Below are 12,503 nucleotides of genomic sequence, written 5' to 3'. Positions count from 1 at the left end.
TATGGAAAATCCAACTTTTGAAGAGTCACTGCAAGAATTAGAAAAAATTGTCATGCAGTTAGAACAAGGAGACGTTCCATTAGAATCAGCTCTAGATTCGTTTAAACGAGGAATGGAATTAAGCAAACATTGCCAAGATACATTAGCTAAAGCAGAAGAGACCTTGACGAAAATGATGACAGAATCAAATGAAGAAGTTGATTTTGACGGAAACGAGGAAAGCTGAGATGAGATTAACTGACTTTTCAGCTATTCATCTACCTGCTGTAGAAAAAGAAATCTTGTCTTTTTTAGATGAGCATACAACGGATAGAGGACTCTATGATGCGATGAGTTATTCAGTGAAAGCAGGCGGGAAAAGAATACGTCCCTTATTACTTTTAACGGCCGTTGCTTCCTTTGATGAGCCTATTGATGTTCCCGTCTATCAAGTAGCAGCTGCTTTAGAAATGGTGCATACGTATTCCTTGATCCACGATGATTTGCCTGCGATGGACAATGATGATCTTCGTAGAGGAAAACCTACCAATCATAAAGTATTCGGCGAAGCATTAGCTATATTGGCCGGAGATGGTTTGCTTACAGGAGCATTCCAGCTAATCAGTATGGCACACTTAGGTAATTCTCCTAAGCTTCTGCTGCTTCAGCAATTAGCTGTTTGTGCGGGATCACAAGGTATGGTTGCTGGGCAAGCTGCAGATATCGAGGGCGAATCGAAAAAGCTTTCTTTAGAAGAATTAGCATTTATTCATGAAAGAAAGACAGGGCATTTGATTCGTTATGCCTTGCTGGCTGGTGGCATATTAGCGAAGCAACCTGAAGAAATCTTATTGCTACTTCAACGATTAGCCGAACATTTAGGTTTAGCTTTTCAGATAAGAGATGATCTACTCGATGTGATTGGTACAACGAAAACATTAGGGAAAACAGCTGGTAAAGATGAACGTATGGAAAAAAATACTTACCCGCGTTTATTAGGCCTAGAAAAGACACGTGAGGCGTTGGAGATTGAGCTGTTATCCGCCAACAAGATCATAGACAAATTAGAAGAGGACGTTTTTTCTTTTGATGGCGGGCTGATGCGCCAGATGATCAAGCAATTTGATGTGGAGAAATGAGGGAAAGAATGGAAAAAGAACGCGTAGATGTATTAGCGGTCAAACAAGGATTATTTGAAACAAGAGAACAAGCCAAACGTTCAGTGATGGCTGGTTTGATTTACAACGAAAAAAACGAGCGGTTTGATAAACCGGGAGAAAAAATTCCAGTGAGTAGTGAATTAAGAGTCAAAGGTAAAAAACTTCCTTATGTTTCTCGAGGGGGATTAAAATTAGAAAAAGCACTCAAAGCATTTGATCTATCTGTTGAAGGAAAAACATTGTTAGATATTGGTGCATCCACTGGCGGATTTACTGATGCAGCTTTGCAAAATGGCGCAAAAATGAGTTATGCTTTAGACGTTGGCTACAATCAGCTAGCTTGGAAAATAAGACAAGATCCTAGAGTCGTCGTAATGGAAAGAGTGAATTTTCGTTATGCAAAACCCGAAGACTTTACCTTAGGAATTCCAGAAGTTGCTGTTATCGATGTTTCTTTTATTTCACTAAAACTGATGCTGCCTCCATTACATGCTATTTTAAAAGAAGAGGGAGAAGTGATTGCTTTAATCAAACCCCAATTCGAAGCAGGCAGAGAAGCTGTAGGGAAAAACGGAATTGTTCGTGACCCTCAGACCCATCAAAAAGTTTTAGAAGACATTTTGTCATTTGCGGCACAAGGTGGATATGATGTGCTGGAATTAAGTTATTCTCCGATCACGGGGGGAGAAGGAAATATCGAGTTCTTGGCTCACTTGAGGAAAGTACCCGAAAGCGGAACAATCAATTCAGCTATTAATATGGCAGAAGTGGTTTCAAATGCACACGAACAGTTTGACCATAAATAAATTGTAACTGTGAAAATCAAGTGAGAAGTATGCGGATTCTTCTTTATTATACCAAGGAAATAAGCTATCATTGATTAAGAAGAATATGCTAAGGAGCGAAGACGTAATGAGAAAAAAAGATCGGCATCGTTTGATTACTCGATTGTTGAGTGAGCAAGATATCCGAAAGCAGGAAGAATTTGTTGAAATCCTGAAAAGCAAAGGAATATCTGTTACTCAAGCTACGATTTCCAGAGATATAAAGGAACTGAAACTGATCAAGGTACCGGCTTCAGATGGCGGCTACCGTTATAGCATACCAGCTGAAACAAACGAAGATGTAAATACTAAATTGGAAAAACTATTAAAAGACGCTTTCGTGGCAGTTGACCAAATGGAAAAATTTGTTATTTTGAAAACATTGCCGGGAAATGCTTCGGCAGCAGCAAATTTGATTGATAAACGTTACAAGAAAGAATTATTTTCGATTATCAATGATGACGATAATGTTTTGATGATTACACGAACTGAAGACCAGGCAGTTTTATTGAAGAAAGACTTCCTGCATTACCTTTAAGTTGAGGAGCGAATGTGATGCTACAAGAAATCAGTATTACTAACTTTGCGATTATTCCGGAATTGCGGCTTTCTTTTCACGAAGGAATGACCGCGCTGACCGGAGAGACTGGTGCGGGTAAATCCATTATTATCGATGCTTTAGGTCTGTTAGCAGGAGGAAGAGGTTCAAGCGATTATATACGTCAAGGAGCAGAAAAATGTGTGCTTGAAGGGTTGTTTGAACTACCAAAACAAGAAGGATTCTCTGAACTGATGGTTGAATTAGGGATCGAAACAGATGAGGACAATCTGATTGTTCGACGGGATATGTCCTTAACTGGAAAAAATGTTTGTCGAGTGAATGGTCATATTATCACATTAGCTAATCTGAGAAGAATCGGCAGTTATTTAGTAGATATCCAAGGACAAAACGAACATCAGGAACTGCTCCAGCCTGAATCACATCTTGCTTTATTGGATCGTTTTGGAGATGTAGCTTTCCAACAGAAGAAAAAGAGTTATCAGCAAGAATATATCTCTTATCGTGAGCTGGAAAAAAGGGTACGAAAAGTGCAGCAAAATGAAAAATCCTATGTTCAGAGAATAGATATGCTCCATTTCCAGCAAGAAGAAATAGCTGCTGCTGATTTGCAAGTCGGAGAAGAAGAGAAATTAAAAGAAGAAAGAGAAAAACTTAGCAATTATCAAAAAATTGCTGATGGATTAGCTGCAGGTTACGGAGCACTGACGAATAATGAACAAAACAGTGTAGATGGTGTTGGCTTGGCCGTTTCAGAACTGCAAGGGATCGCCCATCTAGATGTGGAGTATGAAGCAATTTATGAAAATATCCAAAGTGCTTACTATTTGCTGCAAGATGCAATCGGCGATATGAGTCGTCAGATTGATTTATTGGAGTTAGATGAGAGTCGTTTAGAAGAAGTTACGCAACGTTTAGAATTAATCCGACAGTTGAAACGTAAATACGGCGAATCCATTGAGTCAATATTGGCTTACTATGACGAAATCACCGAAGAGCTAGCTTCTTCTGATTTTTCAGAAGGTCAATTGGACAAAATGAAAGAGGAACTAGAGCAAAAAGAGCTTCTACTTCAGCAACAAGCCGCAGATCTTCATGAAGCGCGTAAAAAAATCGCAAAAGAATTGGAAAAATCCATTCTGCATGAATTGAAAAGTCTGTATATGGAAAACACTGAGTTTGAGGTACGTTTCTTAAAAGAAGAAAATAGACAATTGAATCATGATGGATTTGACCAAATCGAATTTTACATTACGACCAATCCAGGAGAGCCACTGAAGCCTTTGGTGAAAGTCGCTTCTGGTGGCGAACTGTCTCGGATGTTGCTTGCTTTGAAAACTATTTTTTCTTCTGAGCAAGGTGTGACAAGTATTATTTTTGATGAAGTGGATACAGGTGTGAGCGGAAGAGTTGCACAGGCCATCGCAGATAAAATTTCTCAAATATCGAAATACTCTCAAGTTTTGTGCATCACTCATCTGCCTCAAGTTGCTGCAGTCGCCGACTATCAATATTATATTGTGAAAGCAGTGATTGATGGACGTACGCAAACTTCTGTTTCAGAGTTGAAAACAAAAGAAAGAGAAGAAGAAATTGCACGTATGCTGGCTGGAAGTGAGATTACAAAACTCACACTCGAACATGCAAAAGAACTATTGAAACTCGCAAAAAGGACCTGAGCCACCTCGCAGTGGTTCAGGTCCTTTTCAGCAGCTGATAGCTATATTTTATTTTTACATGACACTCATTACAGCAGTCAATACAACAGATCCAATCGTTAAAATCAGCATTGTCCAAATGACAAATTTTGTTACTTTAGCAAAAGTACTTGTTTGTTTTTTTTCACGCATTGTTTTCAACCTCGTCATTAATTAGTTGATTCAAGTGTACAATCTTTTTTCCATTTCCACAAGAGGGCTTTTTTATAAAAACTTCCCTTTTTTTAAATAATAGGTAGTTACGATACAAATAAATAATGTTAATAGAACTAGCCATATAAAGGCATCATCCCTTTCAGCAATAGGTAACTTAATGTTCATTCCATAGATACTGCCGACGATTGTCGGTATAGTTAAAATAATCGTTAAAGAAGTTAAAATTTTCATAATATTATTCAGATTATTCGATACGATTGCTGAAAAAGTCTGATTCATTTGTTCTACTAGTTTTAATTGAATGCGAGAAGTAGTCATTGCCTGCTCTGTTTCCACCAATACATCACGTAAATGATTTTTCAAAGCATGATTTTCTTGGAAAAGTTTATTTTGCGCTAGTTCTTTCAATGCATCTAAATTAGCAGAAGTCGCTTCTCTGAAATAAACGAGGCTTTTTTGGATATCCATGATTTGATAAAGTTGTTTGTTTTCAGTGGATACTTGAAGTTTGGCTTCCAAAGTATCGCATTGAGATTGAAGCGTAGCTAAATAACTGTTGTAAGAGAGTGTGACCTGCCAAATGAATTGAAAGAAGATATTGAGATTAGGCGAAATATCACTTTTTGGAAAGGTCTGGCTAAAGACTTTCTTTAAAAACAGTGGTTCATGATTCGTAATTGTGATAAGCTTCTTTTTGGGCGTCAAAATAATAGAGAGCGGGTATGTATCCACTTGAAAATAACCGCTAGGACTTGTTTTAGCAAAAGGATATTGTAACAATAATAACGCTGGCTTTGTCAACTTTGATTGATTGAATTCTTCTGTACGGGAATTTTCTGCATCGTCCAATATGGAAGTGATGTAATCTGACGGAATTTCAAATTGATGTGTCAGCTGATGAATCTCTTCTTGATTAGGACGTTCTACACAATACCAGATCGTTTGGTCAGTTTCCTTTCCGGTATTACGCAGTTTCTCATTATCTAATGTAAAATATTTGATCATGATTTTCCTCCTGTTGCCTGTTTCTTTTATTATAACGGATAGGGAATTGGAATACATGGAATGTGTTTGTAAGATATAGAATATAACTGCATAATTTTAAATAAAATGAAACAGTTGTGTAAAGTATATACAGTATACTTGAAGCAACGATAAAAAAGGAGTTTACGTTCATGGGCACATTCACACCACTTATCTTGTTTTGGTATATTTACCCGGTAATCGTTTTGTTTGGTTGCCAATTTCTTGTAAAATTATTTTCGTTAAATCGTCGTTTTAAAATAAAAGCCCCTGATTTGGCGATTCCTTTTTTGTGGGGCGGTATGCATGCATTGTCTAGAAATACAGGGACAATTTCTATCTTACCGTTTTTCTTTATTTCTGTTTTGCTAATGGGAATTTGTATTGCTGTTTTCCAAGCATATTATTATGAAGAAATTATTTATCCGCGTTATTTCAAGATGACTTGGCGTTTGGTTTTTCTGTTGACAATCGTCTTGTACGCTGTCTTGATCATTGTGAACATACTTTCTTACCTATGAAAAAAATAGAAAAGCTGTAAAAAGTCTTTTAAAAGGCTTTTTGCAGCTTGATTTTTAAAAAAATGTTTATGAATAAAAAAAGTTGTTCCCGGATTTCCCAGAAAAGGTGGTAGAAAGTGGGGGATTGTGGTAGACTAATTTTAGTTAGTGGAGGAATGGGGGGCTTTCAATGTTGATGGGTGAATTCCAACATAATATTGATGCAAAAGGACGTTTAATCGTGCCCTCAAAACTTCGTGAAGAACTTGGCGAAAAGTTTGTTCTGACACGCGGATTGGATGGCTGTCTTTTCGGCTATCCGATGAGCGAATGGGAAAATCTGGAAGCTAAACTGAACGAAATGCCGTTGGCTAAAAAAGACGCACGTACTTTTGTGCGATTCTTCTATTCGGCTGCCACTGAATGCGAACTTGATAAACAAGGACGAATCAATATACCCAGCACGTTAAGAAATTATGCAGCTTTGACAAAAGGTTGCGTAGTCATCGGTGTATCTAACCGAATTGAAATTTGGGATGAGACACGATGGCAAGATTTTTCTGCAGCAGCAGAAGAGAACTTTGACGAAATTGCTGAAAGTATGATTGATTTCGGACTATAAGAATAGGAAGAGGCTGACTAATGACTGAAACATTTCAACACTATACAGTCATGTTGAAAGAAACGGTAGATGGATTGAACATCAAACCGGATGGCGTTTATGTAGACTGTACACTCGGCGGTGCCGGACATAGTGAATATTTATTAAGCCAACTAAGTTCTAAAGGGCATCTGTATGCGTTTGACCAAGATCAAAAAGCAATCGATCACGCCAAGCTGCGTTTAGCTTCTTATGTCGAACAAGGTATGGTCACATTTATCAAAGCGAATTTCAGAGAATTAGAAGAACGCTTGAGTGAGCATGTAGATAAGGTAGACGGCATTTTGTATGATCTAGGGGTTTCCTCTCCTCAGCTAGATGAAGCAGAACGTGGATTTAGTTATCATCAAGATGCACCGTTGGATATGCGCATGGATCAGTCAGCTCCTTTATCCGCTTATCACGTAATTAATGAATATTCCTACCATGAATTAGTAAAGATTTTCTTCCGCTATGGCGAGGAGAAATTTTCCAAACAAATTGCTCGTGAAATCGAACGAGTACGAAAAACAAAACCAATCCAAACAACTGGTGAGCTTGTCGAAATCATTAAACAAGTCATCCCAGCTCCCGCAAGAAGAAAAGGCGGGCATCCTGCAAAAAGAATTTTTCAAGCTGTGCGGATTGCAGTAAATGACGAACTCGGTGCCGAAGAGGCCTCTTTAGAACAGGCAATCCGGTTATTGAAAGTCAATGGAAGAATCAGCGTAATCACATTCCATTCATTGGAAGACAGAATTGTCAAAAGTATGTTTAAAGAATATAGTACGGTACAAGATCTACCACCGGGACTTCCTGTCATACCTGACGAATTCCAACCAGAACTGAAAGTCATTACTCGTAAACCAATCCTTCCTTCAGAGGAAGAGCTAACAGAAAACAATCGATCACGCAGTGCAAAGTTACGTATTGCAGAAAAAATAAGAATGAAAGAGGAGTAGAATGATGGCAGAATTAAAGAAAATGCAAGATTACGAATATGATTTACCTGAATTGGTGGATCAGCCGGAACAACAAATGCCTGATTCTTCTTCGAATCAAGAAATCATTCTTCCACAATCACCGGCAAAACGATTAAAGCAGATTTCTGCTTTGGAAAAAATTGCTGTGGCAAGCGTGGCGATTGCTATTGTTGCTTTATGTGTTTTAACAGTTATGCTGCGCACAAATATCAGCGGAGCTGAAAAAGAAATCACGTCAATACAAACAGAAATCAATGATAAAAAGCAAGAAAAAACGAGTTTAGAACAAGAAAAAAACGAACTTTCTCGTACTGAACGGATTAAACAAATCGCAGAAGAAAAAGGATTGTCTATTAATGACGACAATTTAAGGAAAGTGAAGTAAATGAGTCTTAAAAATAAAATTCGGCGGTTTATGGAAAAGAAAAATCTAAATCCGATGAACAATCGCAAAAAAGTAGGTATCATTTTATTTGCTACGAGTATTGGATTGTTCTTTTTATTTGCCGTCCGTTTCTCGTATATCGTTATTGGAGGTCATGTTGCTGGTACCTCATTAGCTGAAAAAACAAAACAGTTGTACCAAGGAAGTGAAGTAGTAAAAGCAAAAAGAGGAACGATTTATGATCGTAACGGTGTGGCGCTCGCAGAAGATGCCTCCTCTTATTCAATTAAAGCGATACTCTCAAAAACATATACCTCTGGGGATAAAAAACTGTATGTTGAAGAAAAGAATTTTGATAAAATAGCAGAAATCCTGCATAAGAATCTTTCTATAGACAAAAAAGATGCACTGAATATTTTAGAGGACGGCGCAAAAAAAGAGCTGTATCAAGTTGAATTTGGTAGCTATGGGAAAAATATCTCCCAAGAAACCAAGCAAAACATCGAAGCGGACATGAAAAAAGAAGGTGTCGCTGGTCTTTACTTTGTCGACCATCAGGCTCGGATGTATCCAAATGGCGTCTTTTCTTCTCATTTTATTGGATACGCAGTTCCAGACAAAGATGAGAATGGCTTAGTTGGTAAACTAGGTTTGGAGTCTGCTTACAATGATATCTTGAGCGGTAAAGATGGTAAGATTATTTATCAAAAAGATAATTTTCAAAATCCTCTGCCAGGTACAGTGGCAGAAGAAGAAAAAGCTGTCGACGGACAAGATATCTACACGACTTTAGACAGCAGACTACAAAGTTATTTAGAAACACTGATGGATCAAGTAAATGAAGAATATCAGCCAGAAGAATTGACAGCAGTCCTGATGAAAGCAAAAACCGGAGAAATCTTGGCAATGGGACAACGACCTACTTTCAATCCTGAAACAATGGAAGGATTGACTGGAAAAGATGCTATCTGGCGTAATTTCTTGGTACAAGATAGTTATGAACCAGGATCAACCATGAAAGTTTTCACTACTGCAGCTGCTATCGAAGAAGGAGAATTCAACGAGAATGAAACCTTCCAATCTGGAAAAATCCAAGTAGAAGATGCTACGATCAATGACCATGACTTTGGTGAAAAAGGTGTGCTGACCATGCGTCAAGCTCTTTCATGGTCAAGTAACGTCGGGATGGTCATACTGGAGCAGCGATTAGGCGGACGATGGTATAACTATTTACAAAAACTGGGATTTGGACAAAGTACTCATTCTGGATTAGATGATGAAGTAAACGGTGCTTTACCTACATCAAATATTGTCGACCGAGCAATGAGTGCTTATGGACAAGCGGTAGGTGTGACGAATTTCCAAATGATGAAAGCTTTCACTTCTATTGCGAATAACGGTACAATGATTCAACCTCGATATATCAGCAAAGTGGTGGATCCCCAAACTGGAGAAGAGCGAACAACTCAAACAGAAGTTCTAGGGCAACCTTTTTCAAAAGAAACAACAGAAAAAGTCCGTGAATATATGAGAGATGTTGTCGAAAGCGAAAACTACGGTAGTGCTTATGGTGTATATAGTGTACCTGGATACAATGTATCGGCAAAAACCGGAACAGCCCAAATCGCTTCTGATACAGGGGGATATCAAACAGGAGATACAGCCTACCTGTATTCGATTGTGGAGATGGTTCCTTCTGAAGATCCAGACTATGTCTTGTATCTAACAATGAAACACCCTAAGACATATGATCGAATGGCATTGGCTAAAATCGCAAATCCATTGATGAAACGGGCAATGGATTTTAAAGAAACTGAAGAAGATTCAGATACAGAAACAAAAACAGAAAAAGTATCCGTAGCCGATTATCGTAATCTTGAAGCGGACGTTGCAGCAGCTGATGCTCAAAAAAGTGGACTGCAACCTGTAGTGATCGGTAATGGTAAAAAAGTACAAAAACAATCTACTGCCAACGGTGATCAGTTGATCTCTGGAGAAAAACTGATCCTATATACTGGTGGTGATAAGCTGATGCCTGACGTAACAGGATGGTCAAAAGCAGATATCATGAAGCTGGGGAAAATCCTCGGTATTGAAGTTAGTTTTGATGGAGATGGTTATTGTGTCAAACAAGAACTTGCTCCATATGAAAAAATCACTGAAGACAAACTTAGTTTTACTTTAGAAGAATAAGAAGAGAAATAGGAGAGAAAAGAGCATGGAATGGACACAAGCATTGATTCCCATTGTCAGCAGTTGTGCAATGACAATTGCCGCAATGCCGCTATTTATTGGTTATTTTCAAATGAAAAAGCAAGGTCAGGCGATTCGTGAGGAGGGACCAAAGTGGCACAATAGCAAAGCCGGAACTCCTACAATGGGCGGCTTAGTGTTTCTGATCGGCTCTATTTTGACAGGAATTTGGGTTGGAGCTTGGCAAAAACAGCTAACTCCTACTCTTTTCATCTTGCTTTTTGTATTAGCGTTATACGGAGTAATCGGCTTTCTTGATGATTTTATAAAAATATTCAAGAAAAGAAACATGGGACTGAACTCGAAGCAGAAATTGATTGGACAGATTCTAGGGGGAATCATCTTTTATCTTGTTTACCGTTCTGAAGGTTATCCAGGTGTATTGAATTTCTTCGGACTAGATCTACCTTTAGGAATCATTTATGGTATTTTCGCTCTCTTCTGGCTTGTTGGATTTTCAAATGCAGTAAATCTGACAGATGGCATCGATGGATTAGTTGCTGGCTTAGGAAGTATCTCTTTTGCAGCTTACGGTCTAATTGCTTGGCATCAGCATCAGTATGATGTATTAATCATTTGCTTAAGTGTTTTAGGAGGTTTACTGGGTTTCTTCGTCTACAACAGAAAACCTGCCAAGATTTTTATGGGAGATGTCGGTTCATTAGCGTTGGGCGGACTTTTAGCGGCAATTTCTATAATGCTAAACCAAGAATGGACATTGCTTTTGATTGGTTTGATCTATGTTATGGAAACAGCAAGTGTGATGCTTCAAGTTACTTCCTTTAAGCTTACAGGAAAACGAATTTTTAAAATGTCTCCAATTCATCATCACTTTGAAATGTGCGGATGGTCGGAGTGGAAGATTGATACAGTTTTTTGGTTGATCAGCATTGTGACTTCGTTGATCACATTATGGATCGTTTGGTAGGAGATGACGGGAAATGAAAAAAATATCAACATATGAAAATAAGAAAGTGCTTGTCTTAGGACTCGCAAAAAGCGGAGTAAGTGCGGCCAAATTATTACATGAATTGGGCGCACTTGTCACCGTTAATGATGGAAAACCTTTTGACGAAAATCCGGAAGCACAAGAGCTGCTTTCTTTAGGGATAAAAGTAATAACAGGTAGTCATCCAATCGAATTGTTGGATGAAGAATTTTCATTGATGGTCAAAAATCCAGGGATTCCCTACAGTCATCCTTTAGTAGCAAAAGCCCAAGAAATGGGTATTCCGGTAATTACGGAAGTTGAGCTAGCTTACGAAGTAGCGGAATGCCCAATTATTGGGATTACAGGAACGAACGGAAAAACAACGACAACAACGATGACAGGACTACTACTGAATGCAGGAGCAGATCAAGGAATTGCACGTTTAGCGGGTAATATTGGGTATCCAGCAAGTGGTGTAGCGCAAGAAGCAAAATCAGAAGATAAAATTGTGATGGAATTGTCTAGCTTCCAACTCATGGGAATCACAGATTTCCGCCCTCATATAGCGGTGATTACCAATATCTATGAAGCACATATTGATTATCATGGTACAAGAAAAGAATATGTCAAAGCTAAATGGAACCTTCAAAAAAACATGACAGAAAAAGATTATCTGATCCTTAACTGGAATCAGTCAGAACTACAAGAATTAGCGCAAAGAACAAAAGCACGCGTACTGCCTTTCTCGACAAAAGAAGTGTTGGAAGACGGTGTGTATGCTGACGATTACTCAATATACTATAAAAAAGAAAAAATAATGGAAATATCTGAACTTGGCGTACCAGGTAAGCATAATGTAGAAAATGCACTAGCTGCTATTTCTGTAGCAAAATTGTATGGTATATCAAATGAAGCTATACGAGAAACGTTGCATTTTTTCCATGGCGTACCACATCGTACGCAATATGTAGGAGAAATCCAAGGCAGAAAATTTTATAATGATTCAAAAGCAACCAATATTTTAGCGACTAAAATGGCTCTAAGTGGATTTGAAACGTCTAAGGTCGTGTTATTGGCTGGCGGATTAGACAGAGGAAATACATTTGATGAATTAATTCCTTCATTAAAAGGAATCAAAGCAATGGTCGTATTTGGCCAAACAAAAGAAAAGTTGATGGATGCTGGAAAAAAAGCAGGCATCGAGACAATAGTAACAGCCGATTCTGTAGAACAAGCAGTTCCTTTAGCATTAGAAAACAGTACAGATGGTGATGTAGTTTTATTATCACCAGCGAATGCCAGCTGGGATCAATACCCAAATTTTGAAACTAGAGGAAACAGATTCATGGAAGCTGTGAACCGATTAAAATAGAAAAAGTAGAAGCGAGCGAT

At 38.3% G+C, this 12,503-nt stretch carries 14 protein-coding genes; 12 read left to right on the top strand and 2 right to left on the bottom strand.

Going from position 1 to position 12,503, the window contains the following annotated elements; all coding sequences use genetic code 11:
- The first annotated feature begins 1 nt into the window (after position 1).
- The 5 genes from PYW34_RS09045 (at position 2) to recN (ending at position 4,201) form a co-directional block, all read left to right on the top strand.
- Complete coding sequence (locus tag PYW34_RS09045) at positions 2 to 226, top strand: exodeoxyribonuclease VII small subunit (protein WP_002286657.1); 225 nt, start codon at positions 2 to 4, stop codon at positions 224 to 226.
- Position 227: 1 nt separating this feature from the next.
- Entirely contained in the window at positions 228 to 1,118 is an 891-nt protein-coding gene (locus PYW34_RS09040) for a polyprenyl synthetase family protein (RefSeq protein ID WP_002286656.1), read from the top strand.
- Positions 1,119 to 1,126: 8 nt separating this feature from the next.
- Positions 1,127 to 1,945 (top strand): TlyA family RNA methyltransferase, encoded by an 819-nt coding sequence (locus PYW34_RS09035; protein WP_002286655.1) that lies wholly within the window; start codon positions 1,127 to 1,129, stop codon positions 1,943 to 1,945.
- 106 nt (positions 1,946 to 2,051) lie between these two features.
- Positions 2,052 to 2,501 (top strand): arginine repressor, encoded by a 450-nt coding sequence (locus PYW34_RS09030; RefSeq protein WP_002286653.1) that lies wholly within the window; start codon positions 2,052 to 2,054, stop codon positions 2,499 to 2,501.
- 17 nt (positions 2,502 to 2,518) lie between these two features.
- Positions 2,519 to 4,201: a DNA repair protein RecN gene (gene recN / locus PYW34_RS09025; RefSeq protein WP_002286651.1), complete on the top strand. Its 1,683-nt coding sequence runs from the start codon at positions 2,519 to 2,521 to the stop codon at positions 4,199 to 4,201.
- A 54-nt stretch (positions 4,202 to 4,255) separates the two neighbouring features.
- Here the strand turns inward: recN and PYW34_RS09020 are convergent, their stop codons facing one another.
- Positions 4,256 to 4,372: a DUF4044 domain-containing protein gene (locus PYW34_RS09020; RefSeq protein WP_002291876.1), complete on the bottom strand. Its 117-nt coding sequence runs from the start codon at positions 4,370 to 4,372 to the stop codon at positions 4,256 to 4,258.
- A 72-nt stretch (positions 4,373 to 4,444) separates the two neighbouring features.
- Entirely contained in the window at positions 4,445 to 5,401 is a 957-nt protein-coding gene (locus PYW34_RS09015; protein WP_002286649.1) for a magnesium transporter CorA family protein, read from the bottom strand.
- A 170-nt stretch (positions 5,402 to 5,571) separates the two neighbouring features.
- On the opposite strand from PYW34_RS09015, the gene PYW34_RS09010 reads away from it, so the two are divergent.
- From PYW34_RS09010 to murD, 7 genes are all read left to right on the top strand, one after another.
- Positions 5,572 to 5,940 carry a DUF3397 domain-containing protein gene (locus tag PYW34_RS09010; protein ID WP_002286647.1) on the top strand — a complete coding sequence of 123 codons (369 nt, stop codon included), beginning with the start codon at positions 5,572 to 5,574 and terminating at the stop codon, positions 5,938 to 5,940.
- 169 nt (positions 5,941 to 6,109) lie between these two features.
- Complete coding sequence (gene mraZ / locus PYW34_RS09005) at positions 6,110 to 6,541, top strand: division/cell wall cluster transcriptional repressor MraZ (RefSeq protein ID WP_002286645.1); 432 nt, start codon at positions 6,110 to 6,112, stop codon at positions 6,539 to 6,541.
- 20 nt (positions 6,542 to 6,561) lie between these two features.
- Entirely contained in the window at positions 6,562 to 7,521 is a 960-nt protein-coding gene (gene rsmH, locus PYW34_RS09000; protein ID WP_002286642.1) for a 16S rRNA (cytosine(1402)-N(4))-methyltransferase RsmH, read from the top strand.
- A 4-nt stretch (positions 7,522 to 7,525) separates the two neighbouring features.
- Positions 7,526 to 7,927 (top strand): cell division protein FtsL, encoded by a 402-nt coding sequence (gene ftsL, locus PYW34_RS08995; protein WP_002294542.1) that lies wholly within the window; start codon positions 7,526 to 7,528, stop codon positions 7,925 to 7,927.
- Complete coding sequence (locus tag PYW34_RS08990) at positions 7,928 to 10,120, top strand: penicillin-binding transpeptidase domain-containing protein (RefSeq protein ID WP_002286640.1); 2,193 nt, start codon at positions 7,928 to 7,930, stop codon at positions 10,118 to 10,120. It abuts the gene before it with no gap.
- Between the two features lie 25 nt (positions 10,121 to 10,145).
- Positions 10,146 to 11,108, top strand: a complete 963-nt coding sequence (gene mraY / locus PYW34_RS08985) for a phospho-N-acetylmuramoyl-pentapeptide-transferase (protein ID WP_002286639.1) — start codon at positions 10,146 to 10,148, stop codon at positions 11,106 to 11,108.
- 13 nt (positions 11,109 to 11,121) lie between these two features.
- The gene (murD, locus tag PYW34_RS08980; RefSeq protein ID WP_002286638.1) at positions 11,122 to 12,483 is read left to right on the top strand and encodes a UDP-N-acetylmuramoyl-L-alanine--D-glutamate ligase; all 1,362 of its coding nucleotides are present in this window, start codon (positions 11,122 to 11,124) and stop codon (positions 12,481 to 12,483) included.
- Positions 12,484 to 12,503 lie beyond the last annotated feature (20 nt).

The sequence above is a fragment of the Enterococcus faecium genome (assembly GCF_029023785.1).
Lineage (GTDB): Bacteria > Bacillota > Bacilli > Lactobacillales > Enterococcaceae > Enterococcus_B > Enterococcus_B faecium.
The sequence above is the reverse complement of the archived record's forward strand: the minus strand, read 5'-3'. Positions and strand labels throughout refer to the sequence as shown.